Source organism: Humibacter antri (genome assembly GCF_054777235.1).
Genome location: NZ_BAAHAW010000043.1, coordinates 1 through 19541, shown reverse-complemented (window position 1 = coordinate 19541; position 19541 = coordinate 1). Strand labels below are relative to the sequence as shown.

Annotated in this window: 17 protein-coding genes and 1 pseudogene; 4 read left to right on the top strand and 14 right to left on the bottom strand. The window is 67.6% G+C overall.

Annotated elements, in window-relative coordinates; genetic code table 11:
- Positions 1 to 9: 9 nt before the first annotated feature.
- The 3 genes and pseudogenes from ACYVDK_RS16430 to ACYVDK_RS16420 form a co-directional block, all read right to left on the bottom strand.
- Positions 10 to 534: pseudogene (locus tag ACYVDK_RS16430) on the bottom strand (adenine phosphoribosyltransferase).
- Between the two features lie 53 nt (positions 535 to 587).
- Complete coding sequence (locus tag ACYVDK_RS16425; protein ID WP_460523717.1) at positions 588 to 962, bottom strand: FKBP-type peptidyl-prolyl cis-trans isomerase; 375 nt, start codon at positions 960 to 962, stop codon at positions 588 to 590.
- Between the two features lie 232 nt (positions 963 to 1194).
- Entirely contained in the window at positions 1195 to 2316 is a 1122-nt protein-coding gene (locus ACYVDK_RS16420; protein WP_460523715.1) for a PrsW family intramembrane metalloprotease, read from the bottom strand.
- A 182-nt stretch (positions 2317 to 2498) separates the two neighbouring features.
- On the opposite strand from ACYVDK_RS16420, the gene ACYVDK_RS16415 reads away from it, so the two are divergent.
- Entirely contained in the window at positions 2499 to 3278 is a 780-nt protein-coding gene (locus ACYVDK_RS16415; protein ID WP_460523713.1) for a glycosyltransferase family 2 protein, read from the top strand.
- A gap of 12 nt (positions 3279 to 3290) precedes the next feature.
- Here the strand turns inward: ACYVDK_RS16415 and ACYVDK_RS16410 are convergent, their stop codons facing one another.
- The 3 genes from ACYVDK_RS16410 to ACYVDK_RS16400 all read right to left on the bottom strand — a co-directional run bounded on the left by ACYVDK_RS16410 (position 3291) and on the right by ACYVDK_RS16400 (position 7407).
- Positions 3291 to 4268 carry an alpha/beta fold hydrolase gene (locus tag ACYVDK_RS16410; RefSeq protein ID WP_460523711.1) on the bottom strand — a complete coding sequence of 326 codons (978 nt, stop codon included), beginning with the start codon at positions 4266 to 4268 and terminating at the stop codon, positions 3291 to 3293.
- Between the two features lie 45 nt (positions 4269 to 4313).
- Positions 4314 to 5798, bottom strand: a complete 1485-nt coding sequence (locus tag ACYVDK_RS16405) for an aspartate ammonia-lyase (RefSeq protein WP_460523837.1) — start codon at positions 5796 to 5798, stop codon at positions 4314 to 4316.
- A gap of 217 nt (positions 5799 to 6015) precedes the next feature.
- Entirely contained in the window at positions 6016 to 7407 is a 1392-nt protein-coding gene (locus ACYVDK_RS16400) for an aldehyde dehydrogenase family protein (protein ID WP_460523710.1), read from the bottom strand.
- 248 nt (positions 7408 to 7655) lie between these two features.
- On the opposite strand from ACYVDK_RS16400, the gene ACYVDK_RS16395 reads away from it, so the two are divergent.
- Complete coding sequence (locus ACYVDK_RS16395; RefSeq protein ID WP_460523709.1) at positions 7656 to 8942, top strand: uracil-xanthine permease family protein; 1287 nt, start codon at positions 7656 to 7658, stop codon at positions 8940 to 8942.
- An 85-nt stretch (positions 8943 to 9027) separates the two neighbouring features.
- Here ACYVDK_RS16395 and ACYVDK_RS16390 read toward each other — a convergent pair whose 3' ends face one another.
- The 5 genes from ACYVDK_RS16390 to ACYVDK_RS16370 form a co-directional block, all read right to left on the bottom strand.
- The gene (locus ACYVDK_RS16390; RefSeq protein WP_460523708.1) at positions 9028 to 9366 is read right to left on the bottom strand and encodes a peptidase; all 339 of its coding nucleotides are present in this window, start codon (positions 9364 to 9366) and stop codon (positions 9028 to 9030) included.
- Positions 9363 to 10553, bottom strand: a complete 1191-nt coding sequence (locus tag ACYVDK_RS16385; RefSeq protein ID WP_460523707.1) for an inorganic phosphate transporter — start codon at positions 10551 to 10553, stop codon at positions 9363 to 9365. Before ACYVDK_RS16385 ends, ACYVDK_RS16390 begins: the two co-directional genes overlap by 4 nt.
- Before the next feature lie 296 nt (positions 10554 to 10849).
- Positions 10850 to 11272 (bottom strand): hypothetical protein, encoded by a 423-nt coding sequence (locus ACYVDK_RS16380; protein ID WP_460523705.1) that lies wholly within the window; start codon positions 11270 to 11272, stop codon positions 10850 to 10852.
- Between the two features lie 7 nt (positions 11273 to 11279).
- Positions 11280 to 11945, bottom strand: a complete 666-nt coding sequence (locus ACYVDK_RS16375; protein WP_460523703.1) for a class I SAM-dependent methyltransferase — start codon at positions 11943 to 11945, stop codon at positions 11280 to 11282.
- Positions 11946 to 11947: 2 nt separating this feature from the next.
- Complete coding sequence (locus tag ACYVDK_RS16370; protein ID WP_460523701.1) at positions 11948 to 12784, bottom strand: aldo/keto reductase; 837 nt, start codon at positions 12782 to 12784, stop codon at positions 11948 to 11950.
- Between the two features lie 123 nt (positions 12785 to 12907).
- Here ACYVDK_RS16370 and ACYVDK_RS16365 point away from each other — a divergent pair, with 123 nt between their 5' ends.
- On the top strand, positions 12908 to 15226 hold the full coding sequence (locus ACYVDK_RS16365; RefSeq protein ID WP_460523699.1) for a S9 family peptidase: 2319 nt from the start codon (positions 12908 to 12910) through the stop codon (positions 15224 to 15226).
- A gap of 66 nt (positions 15227 to 15292) precedes the next feature.
- On the opposite strand, the gene ACYVDK_RS16360 is transcribed toward ACYVDK_RS16365, so the two are convergent.
- The 3 genes from ACYVDK_RS16360 to ACYVDK_RS16350 all read right to left on the bottom strand — a co-directional run bounded on the left by ACYVDK_RS16360 (position 15293) and on the right by ACYVDK_RS16350 (position 19066).
- On the bottom strand, positions 15293 to 16978 hold the full coding sequence (locus ACYVDK_RS16360; RefSeq protein ID WP_460523697.1) for a VWA domain-containing protein: 1686 nt from the start codon (positions 16976 to 16978) through the stop codon (positions 15293 to 15295).
- 252 nt (positions 16979 to 17230) lie between these two features.
- A complete protein-coding gene (locus ACYVDK_RS16355; RefSeq protein ID WP_460523695.1) occupies positions 17231 to 18262 on the bottom strand; it encodes a 6-phosphofructokinase in 1032 nt (343 codons plus the stop codon).
- 129 nt (positions 18263 to 18391) lie between these two features.
- The gene (locus ACYVDK_RS16350) at positions 18392 to 19066 is read right to left on the bottom strand and encodes a CYTH domain-containing protein (protein WP_460523693.1); all 675 of its coding nucleotides are present in this window, start codon (positions 19064 to 19066) and stop codon (positions 18392 to 18394) included.
- A 117-nt stretch (positions 19067 to 19183) separates the two neighbouring features.
- Here ACYVDK_RS16350 and ACYVDK_RS16345 point away from each other — a divergent pair, with 117 nt between their 5' ends.
- Positions 19184 to 19393: a hypothetical protein gene (locus ACYVDK_RS16345; RefSeq protein WP_460523691.1), complete on the top strand. Its 210-nt coding sequence runs from the start codon at positions 19184 to 19186 to the stop codon at positions 19391 to 19393.
- Positions 19394 to 19541: the final 148 nt, after the last annotated feature.

Here is a 19541-nt window from a genome sequence, read left to right as displayed (position 1 = left end):
AGGTTCTCGTCAGAGCGCAGCGATGCTGTACACCGGCGAGCCGGAGAGACGGTCACGGCCACCGAGCTCGTCGAGTTCGAGCACCACACCGAAACCCGCGATCGAGTATCCGGCCCTGCGGATGAGCCTGGCGGTCGCGCCCAGGGTGCCGCCTGTGGCGAGCACGTCATCGAGCACGAGCACCCGTGAACCGCTCGTCAGCAGGCCTTGCTCCAGTTCGAGGCCGGCACTGCCGTACTCGAGGTCCTACGACTCGGCGAGCAACGCGCCAGGCAGCTTGCCCGCCTTGCGCACCACGAGCACGCCCACTCCTGCCGCATAGCCGACCGCGGCGGCGAGCACGAATCCTCGCGCCTCCGCGCCGGCGACTGCATCGAACTCGCCCTCGAAATGCTGTGCGAGGTCGTCGATGATGGCCCTGAACGCGACGCCGTCGGCGAACACCGGGGCCAGGTCGCGGAAGAGTACGCCCGGCTCGGGGAAGTCCGGAACGCTCACCAGCAGACGGGCCAGCTCGTCACGCGCACGGGTCACCCGTCCAACCCTATGCGGCGCTCCGTACCGGCACTCGGTGGCAGAAGCCGTTCCTACTTCACGTCGAGCAGATCGATCACGAAGATCAGCGTCTTGCCACCAAGCGGATGTCCGCTGCCGGCCGGACCGTACGCCAGCTGCGGCGGAATCGTGAGCCGGCGCCGACCGCCGACCTTCATGCCGGGGATGCCGTCCTGCCAGCCCTGGATGAGACCTCGGAGCGGAAACTGGATGGACTGGCCCCTGCTCCACGACGAGTCGAACTCCTCGCCCGAGTCGTAGTCGACTCCGAGGTAGTGCACGTCGACGCTCGCGCCGGGCGTCGCCTGTGCACCGTCGCCCTCGACCAGGTCGACGATCTCGAGAGCCTCTGGTGCCGGGCCCTGGGGCGCGTCGATCTCGGGCTTGGACTTCTGCGTTTCACTCATCCGTCCATCCAACGGCACGGTGCCGTCTGCGTCAAAGCGTGGCCTCGACGACGTGGCGACCGGCCTCAGCCATGGCGAAGCGATTCGAGTGCTTGCAATACTGCGCGAACCGATGCACTCTGGGTGCAGACCAACTCGCCGCTCGGATTCGGCTGCAGGCAGTGCCGCACCACCGAGCGGTGAGTTTTTGGTCAACGACACGATCCGCACCGCGAACCGTGCATGGGTCGCATCAGCCGAGGCCGTACAGCCGGCTCCGCGACGTGCTGATCTCGGCGAGCAGAGCCGCTTCTTCGGCCGACGTATAGCCATCCCCCGCCCCGGTCACGAGGCGCTGCCGGTCCATCGCGAGCCTGGTGGTGTCACGCACCATCGATCGCACGATGGCCGGCGCCTCACCGCCTCGTGTCCTGGCCCAGGCGCGCACCCGACGGCGCCCGACTCTGGTGCCGTAGAGCGCGACCTCCTCCGGCGCGAACCATCCGGCCCTGCCGTACTCCTCAAGCCGGTCCCTGGTCGAATGTTGCTCGCGCACCCGCAGCAGCACCACGGTGACGACGGCGGCCACGAAGATCGGGAACTCGAAGAACAGGTAGACACCCCAGAAGCCGAGGTAGCCGGCGAAGTTCCACACCGAATGCAGCACGATCGCGACCGCGAGTCCGACGGCGAACGCGCCGAGGATCCGCCCGACACCCCTCCTGCGCGCTGCCAGCCCCACGGCCAGCCCGGTGCACGAGGTGAAGAGCACGTGTGCGAACGGCGAGAACAACGCGCGCAGAACGAACACCGTGGCGGCTTCACTGGCACCGCCGTTGTGCAGCGCCGTACCGAAGTACTGGATGTTCTCCACGAAGGCGAAACCGCCGGCGGTGAACGCCGCGTACACGATGCCGTCGATGGGACCGTCGAACGTGCGGCGGGCCGCGAAGACGAGGATGAGCACCGCCACACCCTTCGCCGACTCCTCCACGATCGGGGCCCGGACCGTCGCAGACAGGATCGAACTCTCGGGAATGCCCGTGAGGAGACGCTGGCCCACGTCGAAGAGCAACGCGATGGTGATGGCTGCAGCCGCGCCCCACAGGAAGGCGAACACCTTCGCCGCCCACGGCTCCGGCTCCCAGGCGTCGATCCAGGTGGCCGTGAGCACCACTATGGCCAGCGGCACCAGCGCGAGCAGGGTGCTCACCGCGACGGCGCCGGCCCCGAACGCGAGCACGAGGTAGGCGAACACGACGACAAGGAGCTGGGTGAGCAGCACCAGCCCGATGATCGTCCACACCACGGTGCTGGTGCGGGCGCGCGGCTTCGGCGGGAAGGGTGGCGACGGAGAGCGGGGATACCCGCTCATGCAGACGGTCCGACCGTTCCGGGGGCGCCGCGGCGCATCCGATCGAACATGCGACTCCTCGTCGTGTCAAGCCCGCTGAGACGCACGGGCGCCGGTGAACGCATCGGAATCTTACGCGTAGGATCGGTGGGCGGCGGGCGCCCAGCTCACGGGTCGTCATGCGGATGGGAGCGCTGCGCGACGTGTCGACGATCTCCGTGGTGATCCCCTCGTACAACGATGCGGTGATGCTCCGGGAGTGTCTGCACAGGCTGCGCGGCCAGTTGCGGCCGGCCGACGAGATCGTGGTCGTCGACAATGCGAGCACCGACGAGACTGCCGAAGTCGCCCGCTCGTTCGGCGCCACAGTGGTGCACCAGCCGGTGCCTGGCATCTTCCCGGCCGCCTCGGCCGGCTATGACGCGGCATCCGGAGACATCATCGCCCGGCTGGACGCCGACTCGCGGCCTCCGGCAGACTGGCTGGTCCACATCGAGGCGGAACTCACCGTCGCGCCCGAAGTCGGCGTACTCACCGGCCCTGGCGAGTTCTACGACGGCAACCCGCTCGTGACCTGGCTGGGCGAGAATCTGTACATCGGCGGGTACTTCTGGTTCGGCGGGCTGTGGCTCGACAACGGCCCGATCTTCGGTTCGAACTTCGCGATGCGACGTGAGGTGTGGCTGCGCGTGCGCAACGATGTGCACCGCGATCTGCGGCGTGTGCACGACGACCTCGACCTCAGCCTGCACCTACCGCCGGATGTCGTCGTGCGAGTCGATGACACGCTGCGCGTCGGTATCTCGGCAAGGCCCTTCTCGTCGTGGCGCGCCTTCGGCAGGAGGCTGGGCTGGGCCTATCTGACCTTCCGGCTGAACTGGCCGGAGGCGTCGCCGTGGCGCATCCGCGAGGAGCGCGAGAAGTACCGGCTGCGTCACCGGGCGGACGAGGCCGACCAGGGCGACGCGACCAGCACGGTCTGAAGGCACGGCGCGTCATCCGGCTCGGGCGAACAACTCCAGCATGTCGCGGGCGAGCTGGTGCGGTGCGGTCTCGCAAGGGCTGTGTCCCGTTCGGTACACCGCGAGCGTGGCTCCGAGCCGCTCTGCGAACCCTGCATGCAGCCTGACCGGCCACAGGTCGTGCTCCCCGGTGGCCACGAGCACCGGGATGCCTGTCGCGCGCAGCACGGGCGCCACGTCCGGCGTGTGGCGCATGAGCCCGATGATGTCGTCGATCGATTTGCGACTGGTGAGCTCGAACCGGGATCGCACGAACTCGAGCCGTTTCGGGCCCACTTTGTTCTTGTTGGTGACGATCCCCCAGATCATCAGCCCAGCGCCCTGACGGGCCGTGGAGAAGCGACTCAGCCAGCCGATCAGCCGCACTCCGCGGAACGTCCCGCCCGGCAGCGGTGGTGTGGTGAGCAGGGTGAGACTGCGCACGAGGTCTGGCCGGCGCACGGCGGCCAGCTGGGCCACGGTTCCGGCGAACGAGTATCCCAGCAGGTGCGACGGGCCGCCGGCGGCGAGCACGGCGAGAAGATCGTCGACGAAGAGGTCGTAGTCGTAGGCCCCACCCGTTCCCGGCCCCCGTCGGCGGTTCCGGCCGGCGGTCTGCGACGTGACGGCCGCACGAAGGGGAGGGCCGGCATCCGCCGACTCGTACTGCCCAGCGAGGTCGTAGCTGAGCACGCTGTAGCCCGCGGCCACGAGGATCGGGCCGAGCAGCACGAAGTCTTCCTTCGAGCCGGTCACACCGGGCACGAGCACGACGCGCGGACCACTGGGGTCGCCCATCGACCAGGTGGCGAGTGATCCGCTCGGCGCCTCGAACCGGCCGACCACGGTGCCCTCCGGAGGAACCGACCAGTCGAACTCGCCGATCGCCGCGTCGGCCGCTATCGCTGCGCGACGCGAGTCGCGGTCGCCTGCCGCCCGCGACGTGTCGCGGCGCTCCTCGTCGATGGGCACTCGTTCACCATAGGGGCAGCGTGCGTCGGAGAGGGGCGGCGTGCTTCAGAGCCCTTCGTCGGGACTGCCGTGATGGTCCGAGACGACCGGGATCGACGTGGTGATCGTCTCCAGCCCGCTCAGCCGGGCAGGCGAGAGCAGCCTGGTGACACGTTCGCGCGGCATGAGACCGGCCTCCACCACGAGATCGGCGACGTTCCGGTTCGTCAGCAATGCCGTCTTCGCCAGCGCCGCGGCCGCCGCGTACCCGATGTGCGGGGTGAGTGCGGTGATCACGCCGATGTTCGATCCCACCATCGTCTCGAGCCGTTCCTCGTTGGCAGTGATGCCGTCCACGCAGTTCACACGCAACGTGAGGCATGCCTGGCGCAGCCAGGTGATCGACTGCAGCAGGAAGTTGGCGATGACCGGCTCGAACGCGTTCAACTGCAACTGGCCGCCCTCCGCGGCCGCGGTGACCGTGGCATCCGCTCCGATGATGCTGAACGCCACCTGGTTCACGACCTCGGGGATGACCGGGTTCACCTTGCCGGGCATGATGCTGGATCCCGCAGCCCGCGGCGGCAGATTGATCTCGCCGAGGCCCGCCTGCGGACCACTGGAGAGCAGGCGCAGGTCGTTGCAGATCTTGGAGAGCTTCACCGCGCTGCGCTTCAGCGCGCCGCTGAACGACATGAAGGCGCCCGCATCGCTCGTGGACTCGATGAGGTCGGGCGCGGCCTCAAGGTCGAGCCCTGAGATGCGCGCGAGGTGCTGCACCGCTGAGGCGGAGTAGCGCGGATCCGCGGTGATGCCGGTGCCGATCGCTGTCGCGCCGATGTTGACCTCGGAGAGCAGCCAGATGGTCTCCTTGAGCCGCTGGTGGTCTTCGCCGAGCGTCGTCGCAAAGCCATGGAACTCCTGTCCGAGAGTCATCGGCACGGCATCCTGAAGCTGCGTTCGCCCCACCTTCAGCACATGCTTGAACTCGACGCCCTTGCGTGAGAACGACTCGCGCAGCGCCCACAGCTCGTCGAGCAGCGAACGCAGCAACAACGACAACGCGATCTTCAGCGCCGTCGGATACGTGTCGTTCGTGCTCTGACTGCGGTTGACGTCGTCGATCGGGTGGATGTGGGCGTAGTCGCCCTTCTGCCATCCGCCGAGTTCGAGCGCCCGATTGGCGATCACCTCGTTGGCGTTCATGTTGGTGGAGGTGCCGGCACCGCCCTGGATGATGCCCACCACGAACTGGTCGTGCAGTTTGCCGTCGAGCAGCTCGAGGCATGCGGCTTCGATGAGTTCCGCCTTGTGCGGCTCGATCGCACCGATCTCGGCGTTCGCCCTCGCCGCTGCGAGCTTCACCATGGCGAGCGCGTCGACGAAGGTCGAGTACACCGAGATCGGCCGATGTGCGATCGGGAAGTTCTCCAGGGCCCTCGACGTGTGGATGCCCCAATATGCGTCTGCAGGAATACGACGCTGCCCCAGCGAGTCCGTCTCGATGCGATGGTCGCCCTCCTGCGCCTCCCAGCCGTCGGGCGGAGACATGTCGGAATCGGGCTGCTGAACGGGGATCTCTTGCGTCGCTGTCACGACTCATCGGCCTTTCCGCGTAACGCGTCGTCGCGCCCGCGTTCCGACTCTACGCGGCGCGCCGTATGCCATCCTGGGCACCGGACGCACGGGTGTCCGACCGACCGGATTCAGGACACTCGGCCGCGCGCCGCCGCTCCCACGCGCAGGATGAGCTGCGAGAACGGACGGGCTACGAGAGACGGCGCAGCAGGCCCCGCGCGAAAGAATCGACCCGCTTCGTGTACGGCGGAAAGATCATGGTCATCGACTCCGGCTTCAGCGGCTTGCTGAGAACGGCCTTCTCGTTGCTGAGCGTGGTGAATCCGGCCTCGCCGCGGTAGCGGCCCATGCCGCTCTCCCCCACGCCGCCGAACGGCAGCCCGATCACGGTCTGCTGGATGAGTGCCGCATTGAATCCGACCGCGCCCGACGACGTGCCTCTCAGGAACGCCTTGCGTACGCGGTCGTCGTTCGTGAACACGTACAGCGAGAGCGGCTTCTCGCCGGACGCGATGCGCTGGATCGCGTCGTCTGCACCGGTCACCTCGATGACCGGGAGGATCGGTCCGAAGATCTCCTCCCCCATGATGCGGGAGTCGTCGGCCACGTCGATCAGCACGGTGGGCGCGATGTACTTGTCGGCGGCATCCGTCTGCCCTCCTGAGGCGATGGTGCCGTCCCCCAGAAGCCCGGTGAGCGCCTCGAACCTGGCAGGGCTCACGATGCGGGCGTAGTCACCGGATGCCTGCGGGTCGCGGCCGTACAACTCGTGCACCGCTGCATCGATGAGCGGCACCACGCGGTCGATCACCTCTCGCGTGGCCATCAGGTAGTCGGGCGCAACGCAGGTCTGACCGGCGTTGAGGAACTTGCCCCACGCGATCCGCTTGGCGGCCGCCGCCAGGTCGACGGAGTCGTCGACGTACACCGGTGACTTGCCTCCGAGTTCCAGCGTGACCGGCGTGAGGTTCTTGGCGGCCGCAGCGGCGACGATGCGACCGACACGGGCGCCGCCGGTGTAGAAGATGTGGTCGAAGCGCTGCTCGAGGAGGGCAGTGGTCTCGGGCACCGCACCCTCGATGACCGAGACGGCGCGGGCATCCAGATAGTCCGGAACCAGGCGGGCGACCGTGGACGACGTGGCCGGCGCCAGCTCGCTGGGTTTCATGACGACGGCGTTGCCCGCCGCGAGCGCGGCGACGACCGGGCCGAGGAGCAGTTGGATCGGGTAGTTCCACGGTGCGATGACGAGCACGACGCCGAGGGGCTCGCGGATGACCCATCCGCGCCCGGGCTGCAACGCCAGCGGGAGCGAGACTCGTTTCGGCGTCGTCCACGACTTGAGATTCCTCAGCGCGTGCGACACCTCGGCCAAGATGACGTTGATGTCTGCGAGCTGCGTCTCGGTCGGGCTGCGGCGCAGGTCGGCGGCGAGCGCCGCCTCGAACTCCGCACCGTGCTCGGTGAGCATGCGAGCGATACCCGTCAGCTGCTGAATGCGCCAGGCCAGCGGTTTGGTGATTCCGGCCGAGAAGGCCGCGCGTCGCTCGGCCACGATGCCTGCGATCTGCTCAGAAGTCATGCCTCATGCTAATGCTGGTCAGCTGACCAGGTTGAGTCGTCCCGACTCGGGTTTCGACGAGCTCGACCCACGGAACGTGGTTCAAGCCGGGCGCGCTCTCGGTTCCAGCGGGGGGAAAGATGAACGCTGCGCGTAGAGACGATATTGTCAGGCAACTGCCAGGTGATGCGGGCATCGCGGAGATGCATGCCGCGGCAGTCGATCGCGTTCCACCCTCCCCCACCTGTGAAATGACGAAATGAGGCCAGATGCCGACTCTGTGGGCCCTGCACGGCGATGGCAAGACGATCCGCCCCGACACGGTCGTCGCACCGGATGAGCGGCTCAGCTGGCCGCGCACGATCGGCATCGGCGCGCAGCACGTCGTCGCGATGTTCGGCGCGACGTTCCTGGTTCCGCTCCTCACACACTTCCCGCCGTCGACGACGCTTCTGTTCTCGGGCATCGGCACCATCGGGTTCCTGCTCATCACCCGGAATCGGCTGCCCAGCTACCTCGGATCGTCCTTCGCCTTCATCGCACCCATCACCGCCGCAACCGCGGGCCACGGCAGGGGCGGGGCGCTGTTCGGAATCCTGGCGGTGGGCATCCTGCTCGCCATCGTCGGCGGCGTGGTCGTGCTCACCGGCACAGGCTGGATCGACGCCCTCATGCCGCCGGTGGTGGCAGGGGCGATCGTCGCGCTCATCGGTTTCAACCTGGCGCCCACCGCTGTCTCGAACTTCAGCACGTCGCCACTGGTCGCGCTCGTCACGCTGGCCGCGATCCTCCTGTGCACCGTGCTGTTCCGCGGAATGCTCGGCCGCATGTCGATCTTCGTCGGCGTGGTGATCGGCTACCTCGTCGCCGTGCTGCTCGGCGTGGTCGACTTCGCACCGGTGGCGAAGGCTGCCTGGATCGGGCTGCCCTCGTTCTCGCTGCCGGGGAATCCGTTCGCGGATGCCTCGCTCTGGGCGCTGCTGCCGGTCTTCCTCCCCGTCGTGCTCGTGCTGATCGCCGAGAATGTCGGGCACATCCGAGCCGTCGCACAGATGACCGGCAAGGACGTCAACGTGCTCACCGGCCGTGCACTGTTCGCCGACGGCCTCGCCACCACGGTGGCCGGCCTGTTCGGAGGTTCGGGAACGACGACCTACGGCGAGAACATCGGCGTCATGGCGGCCACGAAGGTCTACTCGACAGCCGCATACTGGGTGGCCGGCGCCGTCGCCGTGCTGCTGGGCCTGTCACCGAAGGTGGGTGCCGTGCTGAACACGATCCCGTCCGGCGTCTTGGGCGGCGCCACCCTCGCGCTGTATGGACTCATCGGCGTGGTCGGCATCAAGATCTGGCTGGACAACCGGGTCGACTTCTCCAAGCCGAAGAACCAGTTCACCGCGGCCGTCGCTCTGGTGATCGGCGTCGGCAACCTCACATGGGTGATCGGCAGCCCGAAGGGCGGCATCCAGCTGAGCGGCATCGTGCTCGGCACGATCGCCGCCATCGTGATCTACCACCTGATGAACGCGATCGGCCGGTGGCGGCGCACCGACTGAGGTTCGTGCCAGCGCCAGGTGTGATCGCGGCTGCGCCGCTCAACAGCTCCGGCAGAACGGGGAAACTCGTTCTGCCGAGCCTCGATCAGCTGTGCAGCGCGGGAATGATCAGGTAGATGCCGAACAGAACGACGAGAGCGCACAGCACGAAGCACGTATAGGCCACGACGAGTGCCAGGCGCTTCTGCAGCGGCGTGAGCGGATTGCGCGATGCGGCCTTCTTGATGCGCTTCGCCTCGGCAGCGGCCTCCGCAGGAGTGACGATCGTGATCGCGTCGGTGAACTCCGCAGGGGTGACGTGCGGGGCCTTGCCTGCCGTGGAGAGCATTCGAAGGGCGAGGGCGAAGAGCGACACGACGACGCACGCGGAGACCATGGCGACGACGGCGACCATCAGAAACGAGATCCAGTCGATGCCGCTCATGCTGCGCTCCGTTTCGGCTTCTTCGGCTTGACCTTGCGGATTTTTACGACGCGACCGGACTCGGCCACCTCGTTGACGCCCGAGAAGGCGGTGCGCGCCGACACGTGATCGCGCTTGGAGATCGCGAAGATGAGCACGATCACGCCGATCGCTATGACGAGATCGATCAGCACGCCGGGAAGGCCGAGCAACCCGATGAATGCAGTGATCGCACCGACGACCGCCGCGGCAGGCAGTGTCATGAGCCAGCCGAGCCCGATGCGGCCGGCCGTGCCCCACCGCACGCTGGAGCCTCTGCGGCCGAGGCCGGAGCCGATCACCGATCCGGATGCCACCTGGGTGGTCGAGAGTGCGAACCCGAGATGCGATGACGCCAGGATGGTCGCTGCCGTGCTGGTCTCCGCCGCGAAACCCTGCGCCGGCTTCACGTCGGTGAGCCCCTTGCCCAGCGTGCGGATGATGCGCCAACCGCCCGTGTACGTGCCGATCGCGATCGCCAGCGCGCATGCCGCGATGACGAGGATCGGCGGGTTCGACCCTGGGGCGAGTGCACCGGCCGAGATGAGCACCAGCGTGATGACGCCCATCGTCTTCTGCGCGTCGTTGGTGCCGTGGGCCAGCGCAACCAGCGATGACGAGAAGATCTGCGCGAACCGGAAGCCGGCCCGCCCGTCGGGCAGGCGATCGTAGCGGCGTGTGATGGCGTAGGCGAGCCGGGTGGCGCAGAACGCGACGAGCCCGGCGATCACCGGCGACAGCACGGCAGGCAGGATGACCTTGTCGAGCAGCACGACGTAGTCGACGGATCCGAACCCTGCTCCGACTATGGCCGCCCCGATGAGGCCGCCGAACAGTGCGTGACTCGAACTGGAGGGAAGGCCGAACAGCCAGGTGACGAGATTCCAGATGATGGCGCCGACGAGCCCGGCGAAGATCATCGTCGGCGTGATCAACACGCCGCCGTGGCCCTCGTTGATGAGCCCGCTCGAGACGGTCTTGGCCACCTCGGTGGAGAGGAACGCGCCGACCAGGTTGAGCACTGCGGCCAACGCAACGGCGATCTTCGGACGCATTGCGCCCGTCGCGATCGGGGTCGCCATGGCGTTCGCCGTGTCGTGAAAGCCGTTGGTGAAATCGAAGAAGAGCGCCAGTGCGATCACCAGCACGACGATCAGGCTGAAGTCCACCGACGTCTTTCTCGAATAGCGGGCACGGGCGCGGCCTCCCGCATCTCCGGCGAGCCGAAGTCGGCGCACGGTCGAGGTTCATTCGTCGTGCACCGGGCGTTAAGACCACGTCGATCGTCACATGTGGCGGTGGCACGGTCAACTCGGCCAGGAACCCGCTCGCCGATCCGGCCACCAACCGCGCTCGCTGAAGGATGTCAGAGTCCGCAACCTCGGCATCGCCTGCTCGCAGATGCCGATCGGCGGCAGACATCACGCGCGAGATGCTCGCCGACGTCTGAGCATGCCTCTCTCGATCAGGTCGCGGCGTCCGCCGTCGCCTGCGCGATGAGAGCGAGCACGCCGTGCGCGTACGCCGTCTCGGCGTCGGTCGCTTCGAAACGTGAACGCGCTCCTTCGCGGGCGGTCTCGACGACGTAGTCGCCGGCATCCGTGCGGTTCAGGCAGACGAATGTGCCGCCGAGCAGGCCACGGAGCTGATCCTCGCGCGGCAGCCACACCGCGTTCTCGACCGCGACCGAGTCGAGCGCCCACTCCGTCGTGCCGTTGAAGCCGAGAATCGTGCCGGTGTCGAACTCGTGCGCCTCGATCGTCATGTCGCTCACGGTGAACGTCTCACCGTCGAACTCGCCCGAGTCGATGGCGAACACGTCGCCGGATGCCGGGTGCCACACCAGTCCGTGATCTCGCAGGTCGCGCGCCAGCTCGGTGGTGATCATGTCGCCATTATGCGTCGCGGACACCGAGTCGGCGTGCGGGAGCGAACTCCGCGAGCAGACACACCTCGAGCGGATCCGGCAGCACCCAGGTGCGCACTCGCCCAAGCTCGCAACCTGACTCGACCGACAGCGCCCGGAGCGCTTCCTCGCTTCCGACCCGTGCGTGAAGTTCATCGTGTTCGCCGTGCGGGTGCCGCTCTGCGCCATGGCTCATCGCCTCGGCGACCTCGGGCACATCGCGTACGTCGTCCGTTCGGAACACGCCCACCACGACACGCCCGCCCGGCGCGAGAACCCGCAACCACGATCGCAGCGCATCCGCGGGACTCGGCAGAAGGTGCAGGGCGGTGACGCAGGTGATGAGATCGAACGAGCCGTGTTCGATCTCGGGCGCGATCGAGGCATCGCCCTCGATCAGCTGGGCACCGGGGAGGTGGTCGCGCGCTACGGCCAGCATGCCGGGAGACTGGTCGACGCCGACCTTCCGGATGCCCGCCTCCGGCAGCGCTCGAAGCACGAGCCCCGTGCCGGTCGCCATGTCGAGTGCGCTGCGCACGCCGTCGGTTCCGGCGAACCGCACGACCGCCTCGGCGAGCGCTCTGTGGAACACGGACTCGTCGTAGTGGCCGGCACGCTGGTCGAATCTGCGTGCGATCTCTTCGGGGCGCTGCATGGTCACTGCTCCTCGTGGTGGTTCGGGTCGCCTGCGAACAACCGGCCGTCGGGATCTCCGAGCGCGGTGATCGCCGCGATCTCCTCGTCGCTCAGCTCGAAGCCGAAGATGTCGAAGTTCTCCCGCTGACGCTCGGCGTCGCCCGACTTCGGCAGCGGCACCGACCCGAGCTGAACGTGCCAGCGCAGCACGACCTGAGCCGGGGTGACGCCGTGAACCGCCGCGGCATCCGCGATCGCCCGCTCCTTCAGCACCGGCGAGTTCTTGCCGAGCGGGCTCCACGCCTCGGTCACGATGCCGTGCTCATCGTGGAACGCCCGCAGCCGGTCCTGGGGGAAGTACGGGTGCAGCTCCACCTGGTTCACCGCCGGCAGCTCTCCGGTCTCGCGTTGCACCCTGGTGAGGAACTCCTCGGTGAAGTTGGAGACACCGATGGTGCGCACCAATCCACGGTCGCGCAGATCGATCATCGCCTTGAACGTGTCCACATACCGGTCGACGCTCGGGTTCGGCCAGTGGATCAGATAGATGTCGATGACATCGACTCCCAGCGCGCGACGGGACTCCTCGAACGAGGCAAGGGTCTCCTCGTACCCGTGATGCCGCCCGGGGACCTTCGTCTGCACGATGAGTTGCGCGCGCTCAAGTCCGGATGCCAGCATGCCGCGACCGACGGCATCCTCATTCTCGTAGTTCACGGCCGTGTCCAGGAGCCGGTACCCCGCCTCGATCGCCGACACCACGGCCTTCTCACCGTCGTCACCACGCAACGGGTACGTTCCGAAACCGATCGCCGGAATGCTCGTTCCATCGTTCAACACGCGCTGCGCAATGCTCATGAATGCAACGCTACCGACCGTGCACCATGCCGAGGCGGGCACCGACGACGTCGCTTTCGCTGTCACTGCGACTGTCGCAGCGGCCGTCCGCGACGACGCGTGCTTGCGGATAGCGTGGATGCCATGCCCGACCTCGACATCGTCGCACCCGCCGCCAAGCTGGTGCCGTTCACCCGCACGCACCACGGAGACTCGGTGCAAGACCCCTACGAATGGCTGCGCGACAAGGACGACACCGAGGTCATTGCACACCTGGAGGCCGAGAACGCCTACACCAAGGCGCAGACGGCGCACCTCGAGGCTCTGCGCGAGGGGATCTTCGAGGAGATCCGTTCCCGCACGCAGGAGACCGACCTCTCCGTCCCGGTGCGCGAGGGACGCTGGTGGTACTACTCCCGCTCGTTCGAGGGCAAGCAGTACGGCGTGCACTGCCGCGCTCCGATCGCAGCGGACGACGACTGGACGCCACCTGTCGTGGCAGACGTCGACGCGGGAACGCCCGCACTTCCCGGCGAGCAGGTCTTGTTCGATGCGAACGCGGAGGCGGACGGCCACGAGTTCTTCCGGCTGGGCACATTCGACGTCAGCGCCGACGGCACGATGCTGTTGTACGCCGTGGACACGGTCGGCGACGAACGATACACGCTGCGCGTGCGCGACCTGGTGAACGGCGGCGAACTCGGCGACGAGGTGCCGAACACATCGGCCGGCGCCGTGTTCTCCCCCGACGGCCGGTACGCCTTCTATGCCACCGTCGACGATGCGTGGCGCCCTGACACCATCTGGCGGCACGAACGGGGAACAGAGCCTTCCGCCGACGTCGTGGTGCACCACGAGGACGATGAACGGTTCTGGGTCGGGATCGGCGTCACTCGCAGTCGCGGATATCTGGAGGTCGGGATCGGATCGTCGATCACGAGCGAGTCGCGACTGATCCCGGCGGCCGATCCGACCGCCACGCCCATCGTCGTGTGGCCACGGCGCGAGGGCGTCGAATACTCGGTGGAGCACGCAGTCGTGGCCGGCGAAGATCGACTGCTCATCGTGCACAACGACGGCGCCGAGGACTTCGAGCTGGTGGATGTCGCGGCATCCGATCCGCGCGGGCCGCGGCGGGTCATCCTTCCGCATCACCCGGGCGTTCGGCTGGAATCGGTCGACGCATTCGCCTCTCGCGTGGTCGTCGAGTACCGCAGGGAAGCGCTCACCCGAGTCGCCGTGCTTCCGCTGAACGCCGACGGCTACGGCGAGCTGAGCGAACTCGGGTTCGACGAGCCGCTGTACACCGTGGGCACTGCCGGCAACCCGGAATGGGAACAGCCCACCGTGCGACTCGGCTACGGGTCGCTGGTCACGCCGTCCACCGTTTACGACTGGACGCCGGACGGCGCCGGCGCCGGGGCCACGAGCGGACTGCGACTGCTGAAGCGCCAGCCGATCCTCGGCGGCTACGACCCGGATGCGTACGAGCAGCGCCGCGAGTGGGCGCGAGCCGACGACGGCACACTGGTGCCCATCTCGCTCGTCTACCGCAGAGACCTCGTCTCTCCTGGCACTCCCGCGCCCCTCGAGCTGTACGGGTACGGATCGTACGAGCACAGCATCGACCCGTCCGTCTCCATCGCTCGACTGTCGCTTCTGGACCGCGGCGTCGTGTTCGCGATCGCTCATGTGCGCGGCGGCGGCGAGCTCGGCAGGCACTGGTACGAAGACGGCAAGCTCACCCGCAAGCGCAACACGTTCACCGATTTCGTCCGGTGCGCCGAGCACCTCGTGGAACGCGGCTGGACGACTCCCGACCGGATGGCGGCCGAGGGTGGCAGCGCGGGCGGGCTGCTCATGGGTGCGGTGGCGAACCTCGCTCCGCAGCTGTTCGCCGGCATTCTGGCGGCGGTGCCGTTCGTCGACGCGTTGACGAGCATCCTCGACCCCGATCTGCCGCTCACCGTGATCGAGTGGGACGAATGGGGCGACCCGTTGCACGACTCGTCCGTGTACGCGTACATGAAGTCGTACACGCCGTACGAGAACGTGCCGCAGGATGCCAGCGCCTACCCGCGCATCCTCGCCGTCACCAGCCTGAACGACACCCGTGTCCTGTACGTGGAGCCGGCCAAGTGGGTCGCGCGACTACGAGCGGCGGGCGCTCCGGTGCTGCTGAAGACCGAGCTGTCGGCCGGGCACGGTGGCGTCAGCGGACGGTACAACTCGTGGCGCGAACGCGCGTTCGAGCTGGCTTGGCTGCTGGATGTGCTCCACACCGCTGGTCGAGCTCCACACCGCTGGTCGAACTCCACACCGCTGGTCGAACTCCACACCGCTGGTCGAACTCCACACCGCTGGTCGAACTCCACACCGCTGGTCGAACTCCACACCGCTGGTCGAACTCCACACCGCTGGTCGAACTCCACACCGCTGGTCGAGCTCCACACCGCTGGTTGAGCTCGTCGAAACCAGGACGCTCGGGTTTCAACCCTTCGACACGCCCAGCTCACCCTGCGGGACGGGTCACGAGCAGTAGGGGCGACAGGTGCGCTGCGCGAGCGCATCGACGAGCACGTTCGTGATGTCCTTCGGCTGTTCCGCCGTGTACACAGCACCCACCGTGGCATTCGCGATCTGCGACATGGCGGACACGTCGGTGTCCGGCCCCATTCCGACCATGATCACCGGCACGGGCTTTGCGGGATTGCGCAGCGCCTTCAGCTGCGCGAGCAGGTCGGGCAGGCTGAGACCGCCTGCCGGGTTGTCGTTCCTGCCGTCGGTGACCACGAGCACATAGTTGACCATGTGCGGGTCGTAGCCGTTCTGCACGGCCTTCACCGCAGCGAGCACCGTGTCGTACAGGCCGGTGTCGCCCTTGACCATGCCGGAGAGAGACGCATACACGCGTGACACGTCGGCGGCGTGCGCAGGATCGGTCAGCGGGAGGATGGGCGTCTGTTGCGCCCAAGGCTGCGAGCCGGCCTGATTCGTGGAGAAGGTCCACACGCCCATGTCGGTCTGCGGCGGGAGAAGTTGCAGAATGCTGTTCGCCGCATCTTGGAAAACGGCGATGCGACTTCGGCCGCCTGCGTCTTCGTCCATCGAACCCGACGTGTCGACGACCACGAGCATGCGGGAGCGCAGAGTGATTGCCGACCAGCTCTGCAGCAGGCCGGTCTGGGCGCCGCCGTCGAGCGCCGCACGGGTCTTCGGCGCGTTCGCCACGACACCCTTCGCGACGAAGTCCGACGCGGCGTTGGCCGTGCGGAATCCGGCGTGCGCGAGCGTCTGGGCGTCGCTGGTGAACTGGCGCTCCAGGGCGTCGATGAGGGCGTCCTTGTTCTTGTCGCCGGTCGTGGGCCCGGCGACGCGCACGAACGGATACGACACGCTCACGGTGCCGTCCTTCGGATACAGGGCGAAGAACTGATGGGCGGGCGAGCTGTCGTTCTGGGCGACGACGGACTGCTCCGTCGTGACGACCACCGTGGGTTTCGACGCCTTCTCGGCATCGGTGAACGCGTCGGCCACGGTGGGCGGGATCGTCTTGCCGAGTTCGATCATGTCGCGTGAGAACGCCAGGTCGTCGTTCGGATTCGCCGTCGCCTTGATCTCGGCGAGCGCCGCAAGGCTCGAACCGTTCTGCGCCGGTTCGGGAAGGAGCGCCGGAGTGTCTCCGTCGGCGATGGTGCTCCACTGCAGGGCCTGCCCGTCGAAGGCATCGGCATTCTGCGCCGGCGTCGCGAAAACGAGCGGACTGGAGGCGATCGAAGGCCCGAAATCGGCCAGCGGCGCCCGTCGGATGAGCGACCACGACAGCACCTGCATGCGCGGCTCCCAGGCGGGCGAGTCGGGTATCCACACGTCGGCCTTCGCGTCGCCGCCGACGGCGAGCGTGGATGCCGTGTCGGCCGATTTCTCGGAACGTACCGTCGTGTGCACACACGGCGTCGTCGCGTCGAAGCCCTGCGCGGACTTCGCAAGCGCGGCCGCGATGGAGGGATCTGCCACCACCCGCAGGTCGACAGGATCGCAGGTCTGCGCCCAGGCCGCGGCGGGCAGGATCGGGTTGAACACGTTCTTGCTCCAGGCGACGCACCCGGTCACGATGAGCACGAGCACCACGCCGCCTGCGATGAACCACACCGTTCCGCGGCCACGACGCCGCTTCGGTTGTTGCGGAACGGGGATGGGTCCGGTGGACTGCAAGACCGGTCGTCTCGATGCACCCCTCCGGGGACGGTCGGTGCTGCTGTGTCGGCCCACGGGCACTCCTGGTCGGGTTCCAGACAGCCCGAATAGACCCCCCTCATCAGGACTGCAGTACGCGGCAAGCCTAGCCAACGCTGCGCAGGTGGACCATCGAGCACCCGAAAAGGTTCGCTTCACCAGCAATCTCGCCGGCCGAGAGACCGGCTGCCCGGAGACGGGCCGACCGCCCTGAAGGGCTCTGTGCGCCCTCTAGCCGAAGAGCAGTGCCGCCTCCTCGTAGCGGTAGTCGGGCACCGTGTTCAGGCCGCCGGTGGCGTCCGCGATCGACACGATCTCGACATCCGTTCCCTTCAGGGACACCATCGAGCCCCACTGCCCGGTCTGCGCCGCATCCACAGCAGCCATGCCGAGGCGCGTGGCGAGCACGCGATCGTACGCGCTGGGCACGCCGCCGCGCTGGATGTGGCCGATCACCGTGGCGCGGGACTCGATGCCGGTGCGTTCCTCGATCATCGGAGCGAGCAGCTCGCCGATGCCGCCCAGGCGCGGACGGTTGAACGCGTCCAGCCCCTTGTGCGAGTGCGCGCCCTCCATGGTGTTCAGGTGGAAGCCTTCGGAGACCACGACGACGGGCGCGCGACCACGGTCGCGAACATGCTCCACCCATTCGCAGATCTGGTCGATCGACTGCGGCTGCTCGGGGATCAGGATGGCATGCGCGCCGGCCGCCATGCCGGAGTGCAGAGCGATCCAGCCCACGTGCCTGCCCATGACCTCCACGATCATGCACCGCTGGTGCGACTCCGCCGTCGTGCGCAGGCGATCGATCGCCTCGGTCGCGATCTCGACCGCGGTGTCGAAGCCGAACGAGTAGTCGGTGGCCGCGAGATCGTTGTCGATCGTCTTCGGCACGCCGATCACCTTGAGGCCGCCTTCGTCGACGAGACGACGTGCGGCGGTCAGCGTGCCCTCGCCGCCGATCGCGATGATCGTGTCGATGCCGTGCTCGTCGAGCATCCGCTGGATCTTCTCCGGCCCACCACCGTCACCCTCGAACGGGTTGGTGCGACTGGAACCCAGGATGGTCCCACCCTGGCGGGAGAGGCCGCGGACGCTGTGCCGGTCGAGGGGAACGATGTCGGCGTCGACCACGCCGCGCCAGCCGTACCGGAATCCCACGAACTCGTCGCCGTAGACGCGATCGCCCTTCAGCACTGCACCGCGGATCACCGCATTCAGACCGGGACAATCTCCGCCCGAGGTGAGGATTCCGATTTTCATTACGCGCCTCTTTCGCACACACAGGGATCACATCTGTTTGCACGTCGATACGCCGCTGTATCGGCCGATACGTCAATGATCATGCCGGATGCCGCCGGTCCCTCCAAAACGAGGACGGCCGATCGCGGGTCAGTGCGCCATGAGCGCGCGCTCCAGCTTCGACGAGCTCTGCGACGGATGCCCGCCCGCCGCCAACACCACCTGCTCCAGCCCGTCGAGCAGTTCGGTTCGCGCCCGCCTGCTGTCCGGTGCGGCGGCCGAGAGCTCGACCTCCCACTCCCGCCACGTCTCGCGCCCGCCGGCGACGAGGTTCTCGCCGGTCACGTGGTCGTCGCAGTACTCGGCGACCGGGTACCCGGCGGCATCCAGAAGCCGGTTGACCACCCGATGGTTGCGCACCCGGGCGACCGGGTGCAGTTGCGCGCCCCCGATGAGGGCGGTCACCTCATCGAGCAGCGGATTCGGCACCGGCACCCACCCACCACCGCGGACGTCGTCGTCTCCAGGGCGACCGTCATCCGATTCGACCGCGAGCGGCCAGTGCTGCTCCAGGCGGCCCTCTTCGACGTCGCGCTTGATGTGCCAGCCCGCGTCGGGGCCGCCCTCGCGCCTGCGCAGAGCCACCCGGGCGCGAGCCAGCGCATGGTCGGCGGTGTCGTAGTAGACGGCATCCAGTTCGCGTATCTCCGGCGGTTCGATCACCGCGATCGGCCCGACGCCGACGAATGCGGGAACGCCCGCCGTCTCGGTCACGTCGTATTTGCGCTCGATCTCGATCGTGGAGGTGCCGTGCCGCTTGCTCATCGCCCCAGTCTTGCGCAGGTGTCACGAGCGGACTGCGTGCGGGGGCGGCCGAGCATCCGCGGAAGGCGAACGCAGCAATGGGGTGCACGTCGGCCGGGCCGGAAGTAACCTGACTGCATGACCGAGCACGCCGAAGCCGTGCCCGCGGACTCCGACCCGGACTACGACGAGTTCGCCGCCGCTCAGGAGGGCGACTACGAGCCCGAGTTCGATGAGGCGGAAGCGCTGGCAGACGAGGACGAACGCCTCATCGACGACGACATCGATGACGGCTTTCCCGATGAGGACCGGGTGGTCGTCTTCGACGACGAACCGGACGAGGACTGAGCCCGCAAATCGCTGATCGAGCTCGTCGAAACCAGGTTCCAGGGCGGGCTCGGTTTCGACAAGCTCAACCAGCGGTTCAAGCTCAACATTGAGGATGGTGGTGGGGGTGCTGGTCGGGTCTGACTTGTTGCTCAACCGACTCGTTCTG